Below are 20,887 nucleotides of genomic sequence, written 5' to 3'. Positions count from 1 at the left end.
GCGGGGCGGATACCCCCGCCCCCGACCGTGCCCCCGCCCGTTTTCCGTACCGCGCCCCGTACCGCGTGCCCCGTACCGCCCCCGTACCGCGCCCCGCCCCGCGCCGGGCGTGCGGCGCCCGCCGTCCGGGCCGTACGTCAGGCCGAGGCCAGGGCGGCGCGCCCGGCGAGCAGGACACGGGTCTGCTCGGTGACCCGGCCGCCGAGGTGCTCGGCGGTGGCGATGTCGGCCTTGTGGACGAACTCGGCACCCTGGTCGCTGTTGGACTGGGCGGCGGCGCCGTCGAAGAAGCCGAGGCGGTTGAGGTCGTTCTCGGAACCGGTGCTGGAGTTCCAGCCGGGCTTCAGACCCAGGTTGACCCAGCTCATGCCGTGCTGCGCGGCCAGCGTCTGGAAGTAGTCGAGGGTGTTGCCCTTGTCGCCGGACTTCGAGCCGGAGTTGGTGAAGCCCGCGGCGACCTTGTCCTGCCAGCCGCCCGCGAACCAGATCTTCGAGGTGGCCTCGGCGAAGACGTGGAAGGCGCCGGAGGCGGTGCCCATGTAGGTCGGAGCTCCGAAGACGATCGCGTCGGACGCAGTCAGGAGCTCCCACTGCGCGTCGTCGATCTCGTCGACCTTGATCAGGTGTACGGTCGCGCCGGCGTCGACGGCGCCGGCCTTGACGGCCTCGGCGATCACGGCGGTGTGGCCGTAGCCGGAGTGGTAGGCGATCGAGACGACAGGGGTGTACGTGGTTGCGGACAAGGCGGTTCTCCCTCGGAAGACACCGTGGTGGGTCACGGCGTCGCACGGCGTGGTAACAACCCCAAGGAAAGCACTAACTTTTCGAAAGCGCAACCTGGATCGCTGGCGCTGTGCAGTAGTAGGCTGAACCCATGCAGACTCCAGGGTGTGGCGAGGCCGAGAACGACGGTGCGCCCGAACAGGCCTCCGAGGCCTTCGGTGATTTCGATGTGTTCGCCCGCGCGTGCCCGTCCCGCGAGACGCTCGAACACGTCACGGGCCGCTGGGGCAGCCTCACGGTCGGAGCCCTGTCCAAGGGGCCGTGCCGTTTCAACGAGCTGCGCCGCCGCGTGGACGGCATCAGCGAGAAGATGCTCTCCCAGACCCTGCACGCGCTGGAGCGCGACGGCATCGTCAACCGGGAGGCGCAGCCGACCAACCCGCCCCGCGTCGATTACGAGCTGACCCCGTTCGGCGCGGCGGTCGCGGAGCGCGTGGACGCGCTCATCGGGCTGCTGGAGGGCAGCATGCCCGTGGTGCTCTCTTCCAGGTCCGCCTACGACGCCGCGCGCGAAGGCCGCTGACAGCGCGGGCAGAAGTAGCTCGACCGGTTCATCCAGGGCCGGCGCCGCATCGGAGTGCCGCAGCGCCGACAGGGCTCGTCCTCCCGCCCGTAGGCGTCGAGGGAGCGGTCGAAGTAGCCGGACTCCCCGTTGACGTTGACGTAGAGGCTGTCGAAGCTGGTGCCGCCGACGGCGAGGGCCTCGTTCATGACGTCACGGACGTGGCCGAGGAGTTCCGTGCTCCGGGGGCGCGTGAGGGTGGCCGTGGGGCGCTCGTAGTGCAGCTTGGCGCGCCAGAGCGACTCGTCCGCGTAGATGTTGCCGACCCCGCTGATCAGCGACTGGTCGAGCAGCGCCCGCTTCACCGTGGTGCGCTTGGCACGCAGCGCCAGATGGTAGGCCGCCTCGTCGAACATCGGGTCCAGGGGGTCCCGCGCGATGTGCGCGATGACGTCGGGCAGCCCGTCCTCGCTGCCGGGGACGCAGGGGTGCAGCGACAGTCCGCCGAAGGTCCGCTGGTCGACGAAGCGCAGTTCGGTACCGGCCCCGTCCCCGAAGCGGATCCGGATGCGCAGGTGCTTCTCGTCGGGGGCACCCTCGGGCTGCACGAGGAGCTGCCCGCTCATCCCGAGGTGCCCGAGCACGGAGTGCTCCTGCTCCTCCAGCGGCAGCCACAGGTACTTGCCGCGCCGCTGCGGCACCCCGAAGGTCTCCCCCGTGAGCCGCGCCGCGAAATCGGCGCCGCCGCCCGCGTGCCGCCGTACCGCGCGCGGATGCAGCACCTCGACGGCCGTGACGGTCCGCCCGGCCACCCAGCGCTCCAGCCCGCGCCGCACCACTTCGACCTCGGGCAGCTCGGGCACGGTGTTCCTCCGGAGGGTTCGGATCGGGCTCTCTCCCGCGAGCGTACCGACCCGCCCTGCGGGGCTCGTCCCCTACCCGCCCTTCCCCCCGTTCCCCGGGCTCTGCCCGGAAACGGGTCCGCCCCGCCACCTGCCGGAGCAGGTGGCGGGGCGGGGGGTTCCCGGAAGAACGGGTCAGGCGCTCGACGTCGGATCGGTGGGGGCCGTGGCTCCGTCGTCCTCGGCCGGAGCCGGGGCCTCGGTCGCGGCCGAAGCCTGGACCTCGGCCGGAGCAACGCCGTCTGCCGAAGCCGCCGCGGTACTGATACCGCGCCACGCGGACTCGGCCGCCTGCTGTTCCGCTTCCTTCTTGCTGCGTCCGACACCGGAGCCGTAGGAGACGCCACCGACGCGCGCGGCGGCGGTGAAGGTCTTCTCGTGGTCCGGGCCGGTCTCGGTGACCAGATATTCGGGCACGCCAAGACCTTCGGCCGCCGTGAGCTCCTGGAGACTGGTCTTCCAGTCCAGGCCGGCACCGAGGTTCGAGGACTTCTCGATGAGCGGGTCGAAGAGCCGGTGAACCAGCTCCGAGGCCGCGTCGAGGCCCTGGTCGAGGTAGACCGCGCCGATCACCGCTTCAAGGGTGTCGGCGAGGATGGAGGCCTTGTCCCGGCCACCCGTGCCCTCTTCGCCCCGGCCGAGCCGGATGAAGGAGCCGAGTTGGAGGCCGCGGCTGACCTCCGCCAGTGCACGCGAGTTGACTACCGCGGCCCGCAGTTTGGCCAGTTGGCCTTCCGGCAGGTCGGGGTGGGTCGTGTACAGCGTGTCCGTGACCACCAGGCCCAGCACGGAGTCCCCGAGGAACTCCAGCCGTTCGTTGGTGGGCAGACCGCCGTTCTCGTACGCGTACGAGCGGTGGGTCAGCGCACGCACCAGAAGGGCGGACTCGAGTCGATACCCGAGCCGCCCTTCCAGAAGCACGTGGGACGAGGCCGCGTTGTTACTGACTGCCTGCTTCTCAGCGTTGGACAGCTCAGACATTGCGCCTCTCACCAGCCGCTCAGACCTCGAGGACCTGGCGCTTGTTGTAGGTGCCGCAGCTCGGGCACGCAATGTGCTGGAGCTTCGGCTCCTGGCAACGCTCACACGAAACCAGGGTGGGGACCGCAGCCTTCCACTGCGACCGGCGGTGGCGCGTGTTGCTGCGCGACATCTTCCGCTTCGGAACAGCCACGGCTACTTCTCCTGCTTCTCGGCGGCGCTCTGAACTCCGTCGGAGGCAGTGCCGCTCATATTGTCCTTCTCGACGCCCTGATCGGTGACGAGTCCCTGCAATGCCGCCCAACGGATGTCGACGGCGTCATGGTGATGGTCCGGGTCGTCGTTCAGGCTGAGCCCGCAATCGGGGCACAGTCCGAGACAGTCCTCCCGGCACACCGGCTGCAGCGGCAGTGCGAGCACCACCACATCGCGCAGCACGGATTCGAGGTCGAACAAACCGTCCTCGAGAAAGAGCGTGTCCTCGTCGTCCTCGGCGTCGTCGGCCGGCTCCGCCTTGGAGCGGATCCGGTCGTCGGCGTCAGGGTACGAGAACATCTCCTGGAAGTCCGCCTTGAGCTCACACTCGACGGCCTCCAGACACCTTACGCATTCCCCGGTTGCCGAGCCACGGGCGGTGCCTGTGACAAGCACCCCTTCCATGACCGACTCCAGACGGATCTTGAGGTTCAGCCGACTGCCTTCCGGCACTCCGATGACACCGGCGAGACCGAGGTCCGCCGGCGCCGCGATCTCACGGGACAGCCGCAGCATGGCACCAGGACGCCGACCCAGCTCGTGCGTGTCGAACACGAGGGGGTTGCGGTGGTCGAGGTGGGTGTTCAGGGCTGTTCCCGCTTTCACAAAATCACTGGAGACTGCTGAAGATCAAGATTTCCGCCACTCAAGGGCAGCATGGATCGCGGTGCATACGCGCGACCGAAGAGCCAGGATACCCGCCGCTTCGCCCTGAGCCCAATCCAGGTCCGCGGCGAGGTCAGCGGCCCTGCTCGTACTGGCGCAGCTGGTCCAGATTGATCATGCTCGTGTCGAAGAAGCTGGTCTCGTCGAGCGCCGCCTGCTGGTCCGGTACGGGCTGCTGCTGGACCTGCTGGTAGCCGCCGTAGGGGTCGGGCTGCTGGTCGTACGAGACCGCGTACGGGTCGGGCTGCTGCTGGACCTGCTGGTAGCCGCCGTAGGGGTCCTGGTACGCGTAGGCGTCCTGCTGGACGGGCTGCTGGTAGGCATAGGCGTCGTACGCCGGCTGCTGCTCCGGCTGCGCCTGGGCCTGGGCGGGGATCAGCGGCGCCTGCGGCTCGGCCAGCCCCGCCAGGAAGTCCGCGTCGCTCGCGGAGCGCGACTGCTGGTGCCCCGCCGCGTCCTGGGCGGCCATGTGCGCGCCGAGGTCGTCGGTGGCCACGCGGCCGAGGAGCTTCTGCCGGCCCCGGCCGACTGCCTCCAGCGTCTTGGAGAGCACCGCTTCGAAGGTCGCCAGCTTGGTGTCCACGTAGTCGTCCGCCTGCCGGCGCTGCGTCTCCGGGTCGTGGCTGCGCTCGGGCGCCTCGGTGTCCGCGTAGCCCTGGTCGTCCAGCCCGGGCCCGCGGCCCAGCAGCTTCTCGCGGCCGCGGTCCACCGAGCCGATGGTCTTGGTGAGCACGACCTCGAAGTTCGCCAGCTTGCTGTCGACGTAGTCGTCGGCCTCGGCCTTGACCTCGTCCGCCTCCCGGCGGGCCTCCGCCAGGATCCGGTCCGCCTCGTCCTGGGAGCGCCGCGCGACCTCGGTGTCGGAGATCAGCGAACCGCGCTGGGCGTGCGCCGACTCGATGATCCGGTCGGCCTCCCGACGGGCCTCCTCGACGAGCTGCTCCCGGCCGCCGATGAGCTCCTGGGCCTGTGCGAGCGAGCCCGGCAGGGCCTTGCGGACCTCTTCGAGCTGTGCGAGCAGCTCGGCGCGGTTGATCACGCACGAGGCCGACATGGGCATGGACCGGGCGCTGCCGACGGCCGCGACGATCTCGTCGAGCTTCTTCTGCACGTCCATGGGTGCTCGCACTCTCTCGGCCCCGGGCGGTTCCCGAGACGGACGGGACGACTGTAAGGCCACCGGCCCGGGAGCCGACACCGACTGACCCCGGCCCAGACCGGGGCAGGGGGGCGTCGGCGACCGGGGTCAGCGCTGGGCCAGGCGCTCCAGCAGCGCGGCGTGCACGTGTGCGGGCAGCAGGTGGGCCACGTCGCCGCCCCAGGCCGCGACTTCCTTGACCAGGGAGGAGGACAGGAAGCTGTAGGTGGGGTTGGTCGGGACGAAGAGCGTCTCGACGCCCGACAGGCCCATGTTCATCTGGGCCATCTGCAGCTCGTAGTCGAAGTCGCTGACGGCGCGCAGCCCCTTGACGATGGCCGGGATCTCCCGCTGCTTGCAGAAGTCGACGAGGAGTCCGTGGAAGGACTCGACCACGATGTTGCCGTAGCCGGCGGTCGCCTCGCGGATCAGCTCGATCCGCTCCTCGACGGTGAAGAGCCCCTGCTTGGACTGGTTGATCATCACGGCGACGTGGACCACGTCGTAGAGCCGCGAGGCCCTGCCGATGATGTCGAGGTGTCCGTTGGTGATGGGGTCGAACGACCCCGGACAGACGACGCGGCGCAACTGCATTCCCTCGTTCCCGGGTGCGGGCTTCATGACTCTTCGCTGGTGGAAGCGGCGCGACCGTACCAAAGGGTGCCTTCGCCGTACTTCCTGGAGCGCAGCGGCTCGAAGCCGTCCGGCCACGGGAAGGCCCCGCTGCGGGTCCTGCGCTCCACGGTGACGAGCGCGTCGTCGGTGAGCCAGCCATTGGACCGGAGTGTGAGGAGGATCTCGCACAGCTCGGCGTGCTCGACCTCGTACGGCGGGTCCAGGAAGACCACGTCGTACGGGTCCCCGTGCGCGGCGCCGGCCGCGATCTGCTCGGCCTTGCCGGACCGGAATTCGGCGCCGGGCAGGCCGACCGACGTGATGTTGTCCTTGATCGCCTTGGCGGCCTTGGCGTCGGGCTCGACCAGCAGCGCGTGGTCCGCGCCGCGGGAGAGCGCCTCCAGGCCGACGGCGCCGGAACCGGCGTAGAGGTCGAGGACGCGGGCCCCTTCGACTCCGTGCAGCGACTCCAAGGTGGAGAAGAAACCTTCGCGCATCCGGTCCGAGGTGGGGCGGGTGCCGGTGCCGGGCGGTACGGCGAGGCGTCGCCCGCCGGCGCTTCCGGCGATCACGCGGGTCATCTGGGGTCCTTCGGTGAGCGGGGCGGGGGGTGGTGCAGGCCTTCAACGATAGGTCGTGCCCGTCACCCCTTCTCCAGGTACTGCTCCCGCTCGGTGTCCAGCAGGGCGTCCAGGGCGGTCCGCAGGCCCGGCAGCTCCGTGAGCTCGGGGTCGGCGGCGACCACGCGGGTGGCCTCCTCCCGGGCCTGGGTGATGACCTCCTCGTCCTCGATGACCGCGAGCATCCGCAGCGAGGAGCGGACGCCGGACTGGGCCTGGCCGAGCACGTCGCCCTCGCGGCGCTGCTCCAGGTCGATGCGGGAGAGCTCGAAGCCGTCCAGGGTGGCGGCGACGGCCGAGAGCCGGGCGCGGGCGGGGCTGGCCTCGTGCATCTCGCTGACCAGCAGGCACAGTCCGGGGGCGGAGCCGCGGCCGACGCGGCCGCGGAGCTGGTGGAGCTGGGAGACGCCGAAGCGGTCCGCGTCCATGATCACCATGACGGTGGAGTTCGGGACGTTCACGCCGACCTCGATGACGGTGGTGGCGACCAGCACCTTGACCTCGCCCGCGGTGAAGCGGCGCATGACGTCGTCCTTGTCCGCGGGGTCCATCCGCCCGTGCAGCACCTCGACGGACAGTCCGGCGAGGGGGCCCCGGGTGAGCTGTTCGGCGATCTCCAGCACCGCGAGCGGGGGCCGCCTGTCGCCGTCCTCCTCGGCCGCCGCCTTCTTCTTGGCGCCCTTGGCGCCCTTGGCGCCCTTGCCGTTCTCGTCCTCGCCGTCGCCGATGCGCGGGCAGACCACGTACGCCTGGTGGCCGTTCTCCACTTCCTCGCGGACCCGCTCCCAGGTCCGGGCCAGGAAGTGCGGCTTGTCCTTGGCGGGCACCACGTGGGTGGCGATCGGGGAGCGGCCGGCGGGGAGCTGGTCCAGTACGGAGGTCTCCAGATCGCCGAAGACGGTCATGGCGACCGTGCGCGGGATCGGGGTGGCGGTCATGACGAGCAGGTGCGGGGGCTGCTTCCCCTTGGAACGCAGGGCGTCGCGCTGTTCCACGCCGAAGCGGTGCTGTTCGTCGACGACGACGAGGCCGAGGTCGTGGAACTGCACCTTGTCCTCGATCAGCGCGTGCGTGCCGATCACGAGCCCGGCCTCGCCGGTGATCAGGTCGAGCAGGGCCTGACGCCGCGCGGGCATCCCCATCGAGCCGGTGAGCAGCACCACTTTGGTGCCCCGGTCGGAGCCGCCGAGCATCCCGCCTTCGGCGAGCTCGCCCATCATCTCGGTGATGGACCGGTGGTGCTGCTGCGCGAGCACCTCGGTGGGGGCGAGCATGGCGGCCTGCCCGCCGGAGTCGACGACGGCGAGCATGGCCCGCAGCGCGACCATCGTGTTGTGCGTGACGGTGAAGTTGTCGGTCACGTAGGCATGGCTCGGATGCTCGACGCTGATGCACTGAACAGGCTTGGCGCCGACGTGCTCCACGGCGCGAATACCGCGCCGGAACGTGTTGTACTTCGGCCTCGGCCGCATACGTGCCGCCTTGCGCGCCAGCCTGAACGGCTCGAACTCCTCAGGGAGGGCGACTGAGACGTTGAAGGCCGCCTTCTTGGGCAGCACGCGGGCACGTCCACCGAGAGACCGCACGAGCCAGGCCACATCCTCTGCCAGTCGGCGCGAGGCAGAGCAGAACGAAATGCTCATTCCGTTCGCGTCAAGCGTCCCGTCCGTGTCCATGAGCCCTTGAAGGACCGCCAGACGTTCCTTGACCGGTGCGTTCTTGTAGACGTCCGGGACGAATTTGCCGTGGGAAGTCACACCCCACAGCCCCAGGTCTCGAACCGCTTGGATGACCGGGTTCCGTCGGGTGCCGCCCTTCGGCCCGCTCATACGGATCGTGTAGTCGCACCGGGATCCTGGAACGACGGCCATCTCGCAGTCCGGCGCCACCTCCGCCTCGACCGCGTCCAGGATCTCCGCGTCCGCGGTGGACAGCCTCAGGTTGTGCCGGAACGACCCGTCACCGATGAGTACACCCATCAGGTAGGGATCAAGCGGTTGGGTGTCACCGCTCGCGAGGTCCACGGGTACGGCTACCGGCAGGTACCACTTGGAAGATCCATTGGCCTTGTACAGGTCCGATCGGATCTCCCTCGTGGTCATGACTTTGGGTTCCTGGCCCCGGTGCCATCCGCAGCTGGTGCCGACGATCCACAGGTGTTCGTCGTCGCACTCGACGGCGCTGCCATCCGAGAGCACCACTCGCCACACCTCGCGCTCCCCCTGCGGGAACACACCTCCGACGACGGTGATCTCGCCGGTCGGCACCACCACCTCGTCCCCGACCTGGATCCGGCCCATCGGCCGGAACCCCATGGGTGTCAGAACTTGTGCGTCGAGCGGCTGAGCTTTGCCCGATCCGACTTCTCCCTGGAGGAGGCGGTGCATGGGGTGCTCGGTGGCGAGGTCGTCGAAGATCTCCTTCGAGACGGTCTCCTGGCCTTCGGTGAGGGTGAAGGGGAGCTTGGCGTCGAAGTTTTCGAGGAGGCCGCCGGGGCTGGGGCGGCGGGGTACGGCCGGGAGCTGGGAGTCGGCGTGCCGGCGGCGGGCCAGTGCCACCTGGAGGACGAAGGCCTCGTCCCACTTGAGGCGCCCGCGGGCGTCCTCGATGTCGGCCTTGGTGACCGGGCGGTGGATCTTCAGCAGGGCCTCGGTGAGCGGGACCAGTCCGCGGTCCTCGCGCAGGGCGCCGGGCAGCGGGTCGACCACCTCCTGGGCCCTGGGGAGCACCGCGTCCACGCACTTGGCGATCTTCCAGGACTCCAGCTTCGCGCAGGCCGGGTAGATCGGGATGAGCTGGCTCGCGAACGCGGCGGCCGCGTCCCGGTCCGAGGCGTCCGCGCCGAGCGGCTCGTAGGCGGGGTGGGCGAGCTGGAGCTTGTGGTTGAACATCCCGACCTTGCCCGCGAACATCGCGCGGCTGCCGGGCAGCAGTTCCTTGTGCGGTTTGTGGACGCCCGATCCGAAGAAGACGAGCTGGAGCCGTCCGCTGCCGTCGGTGATGGTGACTTCGAGGCGCTTTCCACCGCCCCGGCTGCCCTGGTACGTCAGCAGGCGCGCGTCGGCGACCTGCGCGACCACCGTGACGTGTTCGTCGATCTGGTCGGCGAGTTCGGCCAGCGAGGTCAGCTCGCCGCGCTCCGCGTACCGCCGGGGGTAGTGGTGGAGCAGGTCCAGGGCCGTGTGCAGGCCGAGCTGCTCGGCCAGCACCTTGGCGGTGGCGGGGCCGAGGGTCTTCTTGAGGTCTTCGTCGAGCGCGGGCACGTGTTCATTGCACACCATGGCGCCGACAACGCGGCTATTCCACCCCGATGAGCAGCGGCGCGGACCAGCGGCCGCCCTGGTAGGTGACGGTGTCGACGGCGAGGTGGCCGTGCTGGACGTACGCCTCCAGGCGCTCGGCCAGCGCGTCCGGCACCTCGGGGCCCAGGACCAGGGTGACCAGTTCGCCGCCGGATCCGAGCATCCGGGCGAGGACGGCCTCGGCGGTCTCGGCCAGGCCGGTGCCGATGACGGCCACGTCGCCGTCGATGAGACCGAGCACGTCGCCGGCCTGGCAGATGCCGGCCGAGGTGAAGGACTGCCGTTCGGCGACGGCGAGTTCGCCGTAGCGGGTGGCTCCGGCGGCCGCCGTCATGGCGACCACGTCCTCGTCGAAGGTGCCGTCCGGGTCGTGCACGGCGAGCGCGGCCAGGCCCTGGACCTCGGAGCGGGTGGGGATCACGGCCACCCGTACGCCCTCGGCGCGCGCCTGCTGGGCCGCTGCCGCGGCCACCGCCCGCAGTTCGGCGCCGTTCGGGAGCAGGACGACCTCGCGGGCGTGCGCCTCGCGGATGGCGTCGGCCAGTTCGGCGACGGCCGGCGGTTCCCCGGGCCGGGCGAGCACGGTGGTGGCGCCCGCCTCTCCGCAGAGCCCGGCGAGCCCCTCGCCCTGGACCACGGCGACGACCGACCGCTGGGAGCGCTCACCGCGGCCCCGACGGCGTTCGTCGCCGAAGTGCGTGATGCGGATCCGGTACGGCCGCCCGGCGACCACCGCGGCCTCCACGGCCGCGCCGGGGTCGTCGACGTGGACGTGGACGTTCCACAGCCCGTCGCCGCCGACCACCACGAGGGAGTCGCCGAGGGCGTCGAGCCGGGTGCGCAGCCGGTCGACCTCCGTCTCGGCGGCCTCCAGCAGGTAGATCACCTCGTAGGCGGGTCCGCCGTGCTCCTCGGCGCAGGGTTCCGGCGGCCTCGGTACGGGCACGGCCCGGCCGCGTACCGGTTCGGGGGCCGGCTCCCGCCCGGACAGCGCCTGCCACAGGGCCCCGAGTACGGCGACCAGTCCGCAGCCGCCGGCGTCGACCACCCCGGCGCGGCCCAGCACGGCCAGTTGCCCCGGGGTTTCGGCGAGGGCCGCGCGGGCTCCGTCGTAGGCGGCCCCGGCCACGTCGGCAGCGGTCCCGGCGGTCCCGGCGGCTCCGGCCGCGACCTCGGCGGCCCGGGCCGCCACGGCGGCGACGGTGAGCATGGTGCCCTCCACCGGGTGTGCGACGGCCCGGTACGCCTCCTCGGCGGCCCGGGTCAGCGCCCGCGCGAGCAGCCGCGCGGGATCACGGTCGGCGGGATCACGGTCGGCGGGCTCGTCGCCGAGTACGTCGGCCACTCCGCGCAGCAGTTGCGCGAGGATCGTCCCGGAGTTGCCCCGGGCGCCTATCAGGGCGCCGTGCGCGAAGGCCCGTACGGCCTCGGGGAGGGAGGCTCCGGCTGTGCCGTCCGTCACTCCGGCGAGGAGGTCCGCGAGCTCGCGGTCGGCCGATTCGGCGGTCAGGTAGAGGTTGGTGCCGGTGTCCGCGTCGGCGACGGGATAGACGTTGATCGCGTCGATGTCCTCGCGGGCCCGGCCCAGTGCGGCCAGGGCCAGCGAGCTCCAGGTGCGTACCGCTTCGGCGTTCAGGGGGTACGGCTGAGGCTGGTGCGCCACCGGGCGTTCCTCCTTGTGCGGGCCAGGGTTCACCGCAGGGTAACGAAGGACTGCCGGGCCGGCGGGACCCCGGGGCGGGGGCGGCCGTGGACATGGTAGTTTTCTTGGACCGAGGCAGTCGTTGTATGCTGCTCCGGTTGCCCGATGAGAGTCGGGCCATTCCCCCGGCAAACCACTTCAGATCCCTGATACCGGTGCGCCGGGATTCACTGTAAGTGCATCTGAAGTCTTTGGAGTGACCTGTGGCTGCCAACTGCGACGTTTGCGCCAAGGGGCCGAGCTTCGGCAACAGCATTTCCCACTCGCACCGCCGCACCTCGCGTCGCTGGAACCCGAACATCCAGCGTGTCCGTGCCGTGGTCAATGGGACGCCGAAGCGCCTCAACGCCTGCACCTCGTGCATCAAGGCCGGCAAGGTCTCGCGCTGACGCCTTCCGTCGTAGCGCAGCCCTTTCCGGTTGCTGAGAAGGCCGGTCCACCTGGTGGACCGGCCTCTTGCTTTGCCTGATCGAACATGATCAAACCTGTAGGGCCTGCTCCACCTCGTACATGTACGAGGTGGAGCAGGCCCTACAGGCATTTCAGCGCGGGCCTTTCAGCGCCACCGCCACGCGTGGTCCACCGGTCCGATGCCCTCGCCCAGGGCGAACCCGGCGGCGATGGCGCCGGTGACGTACTCCTTGGCCTCGGTGACGGCCTCCGGGACGGTCCGGCCCTTGGCCAGGCCCGCCGCGATCGCGCTGGCGAGCGTGCAGCCGGTGCCGTGGGTGTGCCGGTTGTCGTAGCGGGGGGCGCGCAGCCAGCGTTCGTCGGCGCCGTCCGTGAGGAGGTCCACGGCCTCGTTCCCGTGGGCGGCGAGGTGGCCGCCCTTGATCAGCGCCCACGCGGGCCCGTAGGCGAGGATGGCGTCGGCGGCCCGGCGCATGTCGTCCTCGGTCTCCACGACGACTCCGGTGAGCTGGGTCACCTCGTCCAGGTTCGGCGTGGCCACGGTGGCCCGGGGCAGCAGTTCTCCCCGTACGGCGTCCAGCGCGGTGGCGGCGAGGAGCGCGTCCCCGTGCTTGGAGACGCCGACCGGGTCCACGACGGCCGGGGCCGCGGTCGCGGCGAGCAGCTCGGCCACGGTTTCCACGAGGGCGGCGGAGGACAGCATTCCCGTCTTCACGGCCTGGACGCCGATATCGTCCACCACGGCCCTGTACTGGCCCTTGACGGCCTCCGCGGGCAGTTCCCAGACGCCTTTGACGCCGAGCGAGTTCTGCGCGGTCACAGCGGTCACCACGCTCATCCCGTGGACCCCGAGCGCCAGCATCGTCTTGAGGTCGGCCTGGATGCCCGCGCCGCCGCCGGAGTCGGATCCGGCGACGGTCAGGCACAGCGGCGGGTGGGGCCGGCTACGGGAGGGTCCCCTTGAGCCGGGGGCTCCGGGGGCGCCGGGGGAACCGCTCATCTCAGGTGGTCCTCGGTGGCCGTGTCGCCGCCGAAGTGGTCCCAGCCGCCGGTGGAGGCCCAGGGGGCGCCGTCGACGGTCACCTGGGGCAGCGCGGAACGGTTCTGGACCTCGCCGATGACCTTCCAGCGGGCCGGGAGCTTCACGTCCGGCGGGAAGGTCGCGACGATCGCGTGGTCCTCTCCCCCGGTGAGGACCCACTGGAGCGGGTCCACGCCGACGGCCTGCCCGATGTCGTGCATCTGCGTCGGGATGTCGACGGCCGCCGAGCGCAGGTCGATCCGCACCTTGCTGGCCTCGGCGATGTGCCCGAGGTCCGCGATCAGGCCGTCGCTGACGTCGGTCATGGCGGTGGCGCCGAGTCCGGCGGCCGCGGGGCCCGCGTGGTACGGCGGCTCGGGGCGCCGGTGGGCCTCGACGAAGGCCCGCGGCGAGCGGAAGCCGCGCGAGAGCACCGCGAAGCCGGCCGCGGACCAGCCGAGCCAGCCGGTCACAGCCACGACGTCGCCGGGCTGGGCGCCGGAGCGCAGCACGGGTTCGCGGTTGCGCAGGTCGCCGAGAGCCGTGATGGCCACGGTGATGATGTCGCCCCGGACCACGTCGCCGCCGACCACGGCCGCGCCGGCGACCTGGCATTCGTCGCGGATGCCGTCCATCAGCTCGGTGGGCCAGGTGGCCGGCAGCTCGGCCGGCACGACGAGGCCGAGCAGCAGTGCGGTCGGCACCGCGCCCATGGCGGCGATGTCGGCGAGGTTCTGCGCGGCGGCCTTGCGGCCGACGTCGTAGGCCGTGGACCAGTCGCGCCGGAAGTGCCTGCCCTCCAGCAGGATGTCGGTGCTCGCCACGACCCGCCGGTCGGGGGCCGACACCACCGCGGCGTCGTCGCCCGGGCCGACCCGGACCGCCGGGGTGGTGGTGAGCCGTGAGGTGAGCTCTCGAATGAGCCCGAACTCCCCCAGCTCGCCCACAGTGCCCTTCATCGCTGTGCCCCTTCTTGCCCAGTCCGCTTGCGGTCGCGAGCCGTCACAGCTCTGGGTACCGTCAACAGATACGTCAACTTCTGCTCTTCGTACGCCCCGCTCTGCGCGCCGCCGGACCCGCGGGTCTCCCCGCGGCGCTCGGCGACGCGGTACCGTGGCGTCCCTTCTTCCCCGGGCCCACCCGTCATCCCCGGGCCCACCCGAAGGGTAGGGGAAATGATCCTCGTGGCCGCCCTGGAGGTTCCGTGGTACAGGCGTACATCCTCATCCAGACCGAGGTGGGCAAGGCGTCGTTCGTCGCCGAGTCCATCGCGCAGATCGCGGGGGTGATCCAGGCCGAGGACGTGACCGGCCCGTACGACGTGATCGTGCGCGCCCAGGCCGACACCGTGGACGATCTCGGCCGCATGGTCGTGGCCAAGGTCCAGCAGGTGGAGGGGATCACCCGCACCTTGACCTGCCCGGTCGTCCATCTGTAGCCCCCGTCTACTCTTGGCCGGTGATGTCACGACACCGCCGGCCCTTCTCTCTGCTCGCCGCACTGACCGCGCTGGCCGCCTCGGCGGCCGTCGCGGGCTGTTCCCCGGGTGAGTCCGAGGCCCGGGTGGAACCGCCGTCCGCTCCGCCCGCCGATGTCGCGGGCCTCTGTGCGGCGCTGCACAAAGAGCTCCCCGGAACGGTGGCCTCACTGGACCGGGCCCCGGTGCTTCCGAAGTCCGACCTGACCGCCGCGTGGGGCGGCTCGGCGATCGTACTGCGGTGCGGAGTCGGCAAGCCCGTGAAGATGCTGGATCCGAAGCAGGACGGCATCGAGGTGAACGGTGTCGGCTGGCTCGTGGAGCGGCTGGACGACGGCGGGGTCCGGTTCACCACCGGGCTGCGGCTGGCGTACACGGAGGTCCTGGTCGACAAGGAGCATGCCACGGATGCGGGGATGCTGGTGGGCCTGTCCGCCGCGATCGCCAAGACCGTTCCGGTGGGCATCTCGTCTTCCTGACGGGCCCCGGACCCTCCCGGGCCCGCCCGCGCGGACGAGGACCGCCCGCCGCCTCCTCGTGCGAGGGGCGGCGGGCGGTCCTCGTCCGCGTACGGGGCTTCGCGCCCGGGGGCTAGCGCAGTCCGGTGGATCGGCGCAGGGCGGCCTGGATCAGGCGGTCCACCAGCTCCGGGTACTCGACGCCCGACTCCTGCCACATGCGCGGGTACATGGAGATCGGCGTGAAGCCCGGCATGGTGTTGATCTCGTTGATGACGAAGGTGCCGTCCTCGGTGAGGAAGAAGTCGGCGCGTACCAGGCCCTCGCAGGACGCGGCGTCGAAGGCCTCGATCGCGAGCTTCTGGACCTCGGCGGTCTGCTCCGCGGTGAGCGGGGCGGGCACGAGTCCGGAGGCGGAGTCGATGTACTTGGCCTCGAAGTCGTAGAAGTCGTGGCTGGAGACCGGCGGGATCTCGGCGGGCACGCTCGCGCGCGGCCCGTCCTCGAACTCCAGGACCCCGCACTCGATCTCGCGGCCGCGCAGCAGCGCCTCCACGATGATCTTCGGGTCGTGGCGGCGGGCCTCGCGGATCGCGGCGTCCAGTCCGGCGGGCTCGTCGACTTTGGTGATGCCGATCGAGGATCCGGCGCGGGCCGGCTTGATGAACAGCGGCCAGCCGTGCTCGCCCGCGAAGTCCGCGATGCGGGCGAGGGCGCCCTCGCGGTCGTTCTCCCATTCGCGGGGGCGGATGGTCACGTACGGGCCGACGCGCAGCCCGAAGGACGTGAAGACCCGCTTCATGTAGTCCTTGTCCTGGCCGACGGCCGAGGCGAGGACGCCCGAGCCGACGTACGGGATGCCCGAGAGCTCCAGGAGGCCCTGGAGGGTGCCGTCCTCGCCGTACGGGCCGTGCAGGACGGGGAAGACCACGTCGACCTCGCCCAGCGCCTTGGGGACGGCGCCCGGCTCGGTGTAGACGACCTCGCGGCTGGCCGGGTCGACGGAGAGCACGACGGCGCCGTCCTCGGATTCGGCGAGCTGCCCCACGTTGGGGAGCTCGCCGCCGGAGATGGCCATGCGGGCGGGCTCGTCGGCGGTCAGCGCCCACCGGCCGTCCGTGGTGATGCCGATGGGCAGCACCTCGTACTTGGAGCGGTCGATGGAGCGCAGGACGGCGCCCGCGGTGACGACCGAAATGGCGTGTTCCGAGCTGCGGCCGCCGAACACGACGGCCACGCGGGGCTTGCGGCCCTGCTGCTCAGGGGTCTGGGGGAGGTTCTCGCTGCTCATATCGCCACGAGGGTACCCGCTCGGGCATCCGGAAAGCAGTCAGCGCCGTTCCGGTTTGGCGCTGCGTCCCATGAGCTCCTTGAGCGCGACCAGGGTGGGCTTGCCGTGGTGGACGATGTCGACGACCGTGTCGGTGATCGGCATGTCCACTCCGTGGCGGCGGGCCAGATCGGCCACGGACTGGCAGGACTTGACGCCCTCGGCGGTCTGCTTGGTGACCGCGATGGTCTCCTCCAGGGTCATCCCGCGGCCGAGGTTGGTGCCGAAGGTGTGGTTCCGGGAGAGCGGCGAGGAGCAGGTGGCGACGAGGTCGCCGAGGCCCGCGAGGCCGGAGAAGGTGAGCGGGTCGGCGCCCATCGCCAGGCCCAGGCGGGTGGCTTCGGCGAGGCCGCGGGTGATGAGCGAGCCCTTGGTGTTGTCGCCGAGGCCCATGCCGTCGGCGATGCCCACGGCGAGGCCGATGACGTTCTTGACGGCGCCGCCGAGCTCGCAGCCGATGACGTCGGTGCTCGTGTACGGGCGGAAGTACGGGGTGTGGCAGGCGGCCTGGAGGCGCTGGGCGACGGCTTCGTCGGTGCAGGCGACCACGGAGGCGGCGGGCTGCCGGGCGGCGATCTCACGGGCCAGGTTGGGGCCGGTGACGACGGCGACGCGGTCGGCGGGGACCTTGGCCACCTCTTCGATGACCTCGCTCATCCGCTTGGCGGTGCCGAGTTCGACGCCCTTCATCAGGGAGACGAGGACGGTCTCGGGGGCCAGCAGAGGGGCCCAGGCGGCGAGGTTGCCGCGCAGGGTCTGCGAGGGCACGGCGAGGACCGTGAAGTCCGCGCCGGCCGCGGCCTCGGCCGGGTCGCTGGTGGCGCGGATGTTCGCGGGGAGTTCGATGTCGGGGAAATAGTCCGGGTTGGTCCGGCCGCTGTTGATGGCGTCGACGAGCTCTTGGCGGCGGCCCCACAGGACCACCTCGCAGCCGGCGTCGGCGAGGACCATGGCGAAGGCCGTGCCCCAGGAGCCGGTTCCGAATACGGCTGCCTTCACGGGACGTGTCACGTGTTGCCCTCCCCTGCGGCCTTGCGCCGCTGTTCCGCCCTGGCGTTGCGATGGTCGTACGGCTGCGGGGGCGCACTCTCGCCCCGCAGTTCCTCCAGCAGCCCGGTGATGGCCGCCATGATGACTTCGGTGGCCTCCCTGAGCACCTCCGGGGTGGGTTCCCGGTCGTAGTACTCGGAGAGGTCCACGGGCGGCCCGGCGAGGACCTGGAGGGTTTTGCGCGGGAACAGGCTGAGCTTGTTCTCCTCGGCGTAGGGCGGCATCGCGAGATTCGCGCCCCACTGGGCCACCGGAATGACGGGGGCCCTGGTCATCAGCGCCACGCGGGCGGCGCCGGTCTTGCCGGCCATCGGCCACATGTCCGGGTCCCGGGTGAGGGTGCCTTCCGGGTAAAAGGCCACGCATTCGCCGTGCTCGATCGCGTCCACGGCGGCCCGGAATGCGTCCAGGGCGTTGGTGGACTCCCGGTACACGGGGATCTGACCGGAGCCGCGCAGGATCGCTCCGACAATGGGGACCTCGAAGAGGGCCGCCTTGCCGAGCAATCGGGGCACCCGGCCGGTGTTGTACTGGAAGTGCGCGTAGGACAGCGGGTCCAGATACGAGTTGTGATTGACGGCGGTGATAAATCCGCCCTCGGTCGGAATGTGTTCCATTCCCCGCCAGTCCCGCCTGAAGAGCACTACCAGCGGCGGTTTCGCGATGGCCGCCGCAAGGCGGTACCAGAAGCCGATTCTGCGGCGGGACACTCGGACACCTTCCTCTAGGACCGGTGCGCGGCTTGGGCGCCTCGGGGCCGGACAAGTGTGGCCCCGGGTCCGGTCTCTGTCGAGAACACCGTACGCCCCGGACACCCGGACCAGGCCCCGGGCCGCCGGGCATGAGGTGACAATGGGGCTCCGCATGACCTGACCATGACCCGTACATGGTTTGAGCGGCGCGCGAGCGTGCCGGAGGGAAGGGGCCCGTCACGAACGCCGTCTGGAGTCTGGTGGTCCCCCTGAAGCCGCTCGCGGTGGCCAAGAGCCGCCTCGCGGCGGCCGTCGGAGCGTCCCGGCCGGGGCTCGCCCTGGCGTTCGCGCTGGACACCGTCGCGGGGGCGCTGGCCTGCGCGGCGGTCGCGGATGTGGTGGTCGTCACGGACGATCCGGCGGCCGGGGCGGAACTGGCGCGACTGGGGGCCCGGATCGTGCCGGACTCCCCGGCGGCCGGGCTCAACGCGGCACTGTCCCACGGGGCGCGGGAGATACGGGCGGGCAGGCCGGGGGCGGCGGTGGCCGCGATGAACGCGGACCTTCCGGCGCTGCGGCCACCCGAATTGCTACGCGTGCTCGAAACCGCTTCGGGATTTCCCCGGGCATTTCTGGCGGATGCGGCGGGAATCGGGACGACCTTGCTTTCCGCTGCTCCGGACGTGGAATTGGCGCCCTCGTTCGGCGGCCCCTCACGGGCCCGGCATTCGGCCTCGGGCGCGGTGGAAATGGCCCTCTCCGGCGTCGACAGCGTCCGCCGGGACGTGGACACGGGGGCGGATCTGCGCACGGCCCTGGCCCTCGGCGTGGGGCGTCATACGGCCCGATACAGTGCCCGTATGCAGGCGACCGCGTACACGTACGACTCCCAGACCCGCAGCGGCAGTGTGCTGCTGGACGACGGCACCCCGGTGCCCTTCGAGGCCCCGGCGTTCGACGCGGGCGGCCTGCGGCTGCTGCGCCCCGGGCAGCGGGTCCGGATCGAGACGGACGGCGAGGGCGCCGGCCTGCGGATCACCCTGGTCACGCTGCAGACCTTCTGACGCCGGGAGACTCCGGTCCACCGGCCGTGCGGCCCACCGGCCTTCCGGCGCACTGACCTTCCGGCGCTCCGGCGCACCGCGGGCCGGTTTCCCCGCCGTGGGGAAACCGGCCCGGCGTGTGTGACTCCTTGCCCTACTTGGTCTTGCGGGCGGTGGTCTTCTTCGCGGTGGCCTTGCGCGTCGCCGTCTTCTTGGCGGGCGCCTTCGTCGCCGCAGTGGCCTTCTTGGCCGCCGGCGCGGTCTTCTTCGCGGTGGCGGTGGTCTTCTTCGCCGTCGCCGCGGCCTTCTTGACCGTGGCCTTCTTGGCCGCGGGGGCGGCCTTCTTCGCCACGGCGGTCTTGGCGACCGCCTTCTTGGCGGTGGCGGTGACCTTCTTGGCCGTGGTCTTCTTCGCGACCGTGGTCTTGGCGGCTGCAGCGGCCTTCTTGGCGGGTGCGGCCTTCTTCGCGGCGGCCTTCTTGACCGTCGCCGAAGCGCCACCGGTGAGGCTGCCCTTGGGCGCCTTCTTCACCGAAACCTCGCCGCCCTTGGGCAGCTTCTTGGTGCCGCTGACCAGGTCCTTGAAGCCCTGACCCGCACGGAAGCGGGGAACAGAGGTCTTCTTGACCCGGACGCGCTCACCCGTCTGGGGGTTGCGGGCGTAGCGGGCCGGGCGGTCGACCTTCTCGAACGAGCCGAAGCCCGTGACCGAGACCCGGTCACCCCCGACGGTCGCGCGGACGATGGCGTCCAGTACCGCGTCGACGGCGTCCGCGGCCTGCTGACGGCCGCCCAGCTTGTCGGCAATCGCTTCTACGAGCTGCGCCTTGTTCAACGTCTTCCCCTTCGGAGACTTCGCCAGAACGAATGTGTTCAAGCTTATTTCGCACGTTAGGCGGATATATACCGCAAATCAAACACGAAACGGGCTTATCACCCTAGTGCCGCAACGTTGTAGGCCGTTACGGAGTTCCTTCGCATCAGTCGCCTTCAGGGAATCGACCCTCGTCGAGGTCCTTCATCAACCTGTCCAGGCGCCTTGCCGCGTCGGCGAGATCATGCTTCGCCACGGCCGTGACGACCAACAGCTTCCGGGACAGCGCCATCCTTACGCCCTCCGGGACTTGCAGTGTGCGCACCCTTGTGTGTGCTTCTTTCAATCGGTCGGCGACAAGTCCGTAGAGCTCAAGTTGACTGTCGCGTTCCATGCACAGATTGTGCCATCTGGGGCGAGTTGTCGCCTCACGGGGCCTCAACACACGACTGTGCCCCCTACCGGATGGCAGGGGGCACAGTGTTGCCTATGTGATCACCCTAAGGCGAATAAGCGCTGATCAGGCTGGAATCACGCCTGAATCGTGCGCGGCTTGAAGGCCGGGCGGACGCTTTCGTAGGTGGCGATGTCCGCTTCGTTCTGAAGGGTGAGCGAGATGTCGTCCAGCCCCTCCAGCAGCCGCCAGCGGGCGTTGTCGTCGAGTTCGAACTCCGCTACGACGCCTTCGGCTCGGACCTGGCGGTCGACCAGGTCGACCGTGATCTCGGCGGTGGGGTCGGCCTCGGTCAGCTTCCACAGCTGCTCGACGGTCTCCTGCGGCAGGACGACGGTCAGCAGACCGTTCTTCAGCGAGTTGCCGCGGAAGATGTCGGCGAAGCGGGAGGAGATGACCGTCTTGAAGCCGAAGTTCTGCAGGGCCCAGACGGCGTGCTCGCGCGAGGAACCGGTGCCGAAGTCGGGACCGGCGACCAGGACGGTCGCGCCCGCGCGCTCGGGGCGGTTGGTGATGAACTCCGGGTCCTTGCGCCAGGCCTCGAAGAGCCCGTCCTCGAAACCGTCGCGGGTGATCTTCTTCAGCCAGTGGGCCGGGATGATCTGGTCGGTGTCGACGTTGCTGCGGCGCAGCGGGACGGCCCGGCCGGTGTGGGTGGTGAAGGCTTCCAT

The 20,887-nt window shown here is 70.7% G+C and carries 22 protein-coding genes and 1 pseudogene; 5 read left to right on the top strand and 18 right to left on the bottom strand.

From position 1 onward, the window contains the following. Nucleotides 1-137 precede the first annotated feature (137 nt). Nucleotides 138-743, bottom strand: a complete 606-nt coding sequence (locus AC061S_RS36580) for a flavodoxin family protein (protein ID WP_478690180.1) — start codon at nt 741-743, stop codon at nt 138-140. A 131-nt stretch (nt 744-874) separates the two neighbouring features. On the opposite strand from AC061S_RS36580, the gene AC061S_RS36575 reads away from it, so the two are divergent. Further along, nucleotides 875-1,306 (top strand): winged helix-turn-helix transcriptional regulator, encoded by a 432-nt coding sequence (locus AC061S_RS36575; protein WP_478690179.1) that lies wholly within the window; start codon nt 875-877, stop codon nt 1,304-1,306. Here AC061S_RS36575 and mutM read toward each other — a convergent pair. The 9 genes from mutM to AC061S_RS36530 form a co-directional block, all read right to left on the bottom strand. Further along, nucleotides 1,279-2,148, bottom strand: a complete 870-nt coding sequence (gene mutM, locus AC061S_RS36570) for a bifunctional DNA-formamidopyrimidine glycosylase/DNA-(apurinic or apyrimidinic site) lyase (protein ID WP_478690178.1) — start codon at nt 2,146-2,148, stop codon at nt 1,279-1,281. The genes AC061S_RS36575 and mutM overlap by 28 nt on opposite strands. A gap of 174 nt (nt 2,149-2,322) precedes the next feature. After that, a complete protein-coding gene (rnc, locus tag AC061S_RS36565; protein WP_478690177.1) occupies nt 2,323-3,168 on the bottom strand; it encodes a ribonuclease III in 846 nt (281 codons plus the stop codon). A gap of 19 nt (nt 3,169-3,187) precedes the next feature. Continuing rightward, nucleotides 3,188-3,361, bottom strand: coding sequence for a 50S ribosomal protein L32 (gene rpmF / locus AC061S_RS36560; RefSeq protein WP_003965982.1), 174 nt, complete (start codon nt 3,359-3,361; stop codon nt 3,188-3,190). Nucleotides 3,362-3,363: 2 nt separating this feature from the next. Next, nucleotides 3,364-4,029 (bottom strand): YceD family protein, encoded by a 666-nt coding sequence (locus AC061S_RS36555; RefSeq protein WP_478690176.1) that lies wholly within the window; start codon nt 4,027-4,029, stop codon nt 3,364-3,366. Nucleotides 4,030-4,162: 133 nt separating this feature from the next. Next, nucleotides 4,163-5,206 (bottom strand): DivIVA domain-containing protein, encoded by a 1,044-nt coding sequence (locus AC061S_RS36550; protein WP_478690175.1) that lies wholly within the window; start codon nt 5,204-5,206, stop codon nt 4,163-4,165. A 129-nt stretch (nt 5,207-5,335) separates the two neighbouring features. Next, nucleotides 5,336-5,815 (bottom strand): pantetheine-phosphate adenylyltransferase, encoded by a 480-nt coding sequence (coaD, locus tag AC061S_RS36545; RefSeq protein ID WP_478690182.1) that lies wholly within the window; start codon nt 5,813-5,815, stop codon nt 5,336-5,338. A gap of 29 nt (nt 5,816-5,844) precedes the next feature. Next, nucleotides 5,845-6,423 (bottom strand): 16S rRNA (guanine(966)-N(2))-methyltransferase RsmD, encoded by a 579-nt coding sequence (gene rsmD / locus AC061S_RS36540; RefSeq protein ID WP_478690174.1) that lies wholly within the window; start codon nt 6,421-6,423, stop codon nt 5,845-5,847. A gap of 62 nt (nt 6,424-6,485) precedes the next feature. Then, nucleotides 6,486-9,743: a helicase-related protein gene (locus AC061S_RS36535; RefSeq protein ID WP_478690173.1), complete on the bottom strand. Its 3,258-nt coding sequence runs from the start codon at nt 9,741-9,743 to the stop codon at nt 6,486-6,488. A gap of 16 nt (nt 9,744-9,759) precedes the next feature. Continuing rightward, nucleotides 9,760-11,427, bottom strand: coding sequence for a DAK2 domain-containing protein (locus AC061S_RS36530; RefSeq protein WP_478690172.1), 1,668 nt, complete (start codon nt 11,425-11,427; stop codon nt 9,760-9,762). A gap of 242 nt (nt 11,428-11,669) precedes the next feature. Here AC061S_RS36530 and rpmB point away from each other — a divergent pair, with 242 nt between their 5' ends. Then, nucleotides 11,670-11,855, top strand: a complete 186-nt coding sequence (gene rpmB / locus AC061S_RS36525) for a 50S ribosomal protein L28 (protein WP_073911113.1) — start codon at nt 11,670-11,672, stop codon at nt 11,853-11,855. Nucleotides 11,856-12,022: 167 nt separating this feature from the next. Here the strand turns inward: rpmB and thiD are convergent, their stop codons facing one another. Both thiD and AC061S_RS36515 read right to left on the bottom strand, forming a co-directional pair. Next, a complete protein-coding gene (gene thiD / locus AC061S_RS36520; protein ID WP_478690171.1) occupies nt 12,023-12,877 on the bottom strand; it encodes a bifunctional hydroxymethylpyrimidine kinase/phosphomethylpyrimidine kinase in 855 nt (284 codons plus the stop codon). Next, a complete protein-coding gene (locus AC061S_RS36515) occupies nt 12,874-13,857 on the bottom strand; it encodes a thiamine-phosphate kinase (protein WP_478690170.1) in 984 nt (327 codons plus the stop codon). The genes thiD and AC061S_RS36515 overlap by 4 nt, the downstream gene beginning before the upstream one ends. 245 nt (nt 13,858-14,102) lie before the next feature. Between AC061S_RS36515 and AC061S_RS36510 the strand changes: the two genes are divergently transcribed. Together AC061S_RS36510 and AC061S_RS36505 are read left to right on the top strand one after the other, a co-directional pair. Then, nucleotides 14,103-14,336: an Lrp/AsnC ligand binding domain-containing protein gene (locus AC061S_RS36510; RefSeq protein WP_112450218.1), complete on the top strand. Its 234-nt coding sequence runs from the start codon at nt 14,103-14,105 to the stop codon at nt 14,334-14,336. A 23-nt stretch (nt 14,337-14,359) separates the two neighbouring features. Then, nucleotides 14,360-14,854, top strand: coding sequence for a DUF3515 domain-containing protein (locus tag AC061S_RS36505; RefSeq protein ID WP_478690181.1), 495 nt, complete (start codon nt 14,360-14,362; stop codon nt 14,852-14,854). A 112-nt stretch (nt 14,855-14,966) separates the two neighbouring features. Here the strand turns inward: AC061S_RS36505 and AC061S_RS36500 are convergent, their stop codons facing one another. From AC061S_RS36500 to AC061S_RS36490, 3 genes are read right to left on the bottom strand one after another with little or no spacing between them, the layout of a single operon-like run. Further along, nucleotides 14,967-16,124, bottom strand: coding sequence for a D-alanine--D-alanine ligase family protein (locus AC061S_RS36500; RefSeq protein WP_478690169.1), 1,158 nt, complete (start codon nt 16,122-16,124; stop codon nt 14,967-14,969). A 39-nt stretch (nt 16,125-16,163) separates the two neighbouring features. Continuing rightward, on the bottom strand, nt 16,164-17,174 hold the full coding sequence (locus tag AC061S_RS36495) for an NAD(P)H-dependent glycerol-3-phosphate dehydrogenase (protein WP_478690168.1): 1,011 nt from the start codon (nt 17,172-17,174) through the stop codon (nt 16,164-16,166). Continuing rightward, nucleotides 17,171-17,923 carry a lysophospholipid acyltransferase family protein gene (locus AC061S_RS36490; RefSeq protein WP_478690167.1) on the bottom strand — a complete coding sequence of 251 codons (753 nt, stop codon included), beginning with the start codon at nt 17,921-17,923 and terminating at the stop codon, nt 17,171-17,173. Before AC061S_RS36490 ends, AC061S_RS36495 begins: the two co-directional genes overlap by 4 nt. 239 nt (nt 17,924-18,162) lie before the next feature. On the opposite strand from AC061S_RS36490, the pseudogene cofC reads away from it, so the two are divergent. After that, a pseudogene (gene cofC, locus AC061S_RS36485) lies at nt 18,163-18,762 on the top strand (2-phospho-L-lactate guanylyltransferase); the annotation flags it as partial. A 340-nt stretch (nt 18,763-19,102) separates the two neighbouring features. Here cofC and AC061S_RS36480 read toward each other — a convergent pair. The 3 genes from AC061S_RS36480 to leuD all read right to left on the bottom strand — a co-directional run bounded on the left by AC061S_RS36480 (nt 19,103) and on the right by leuD (nt 20,887). Next, entirely contained in the window at nt 19,103-19,783 is a 681-nt protein-coding gene (locus AC061S_RS36480) for an HU family DNA-binding protein (RefSeq protein ID WP_478690166.1), read from the bottom strand. Between the two features lie 145 nt (nt 19,784-19,928). Then, the gene (locus tag AC061S_RS36475) at nt 19,929-20,156 is read right to left on the bottom strand and encodes an SCO5555 family protein (RefSeq protein ID WP_243337737.1); all 228 of its coding nucleotides are present in this window, start codon (nt 20,154-20,156) and stop codon (nt 19,929-19,931) included. 137 nt (nt 20,157-20,293) lie between these two features. Continuing rightward, nucleotides 20,294-20,887, bottom strand: coding sequence for a 3-isopropylmalate dehydratase small subunit (gene leuD / locus AC061S_RS36470; protein WP_243337738.1), 594 nt, complete (start codon nt 20,885-20,887; stop codon nt 20,294-20,296).

Source organism: Streptomyces sp. CA189 (assembly GCF_056428985.1).
The sequence above is the reverse complement of the archived record's forward strand: the minus strand, read 5'-3'. Positions and strand labels throughout refer to the sequence as shown.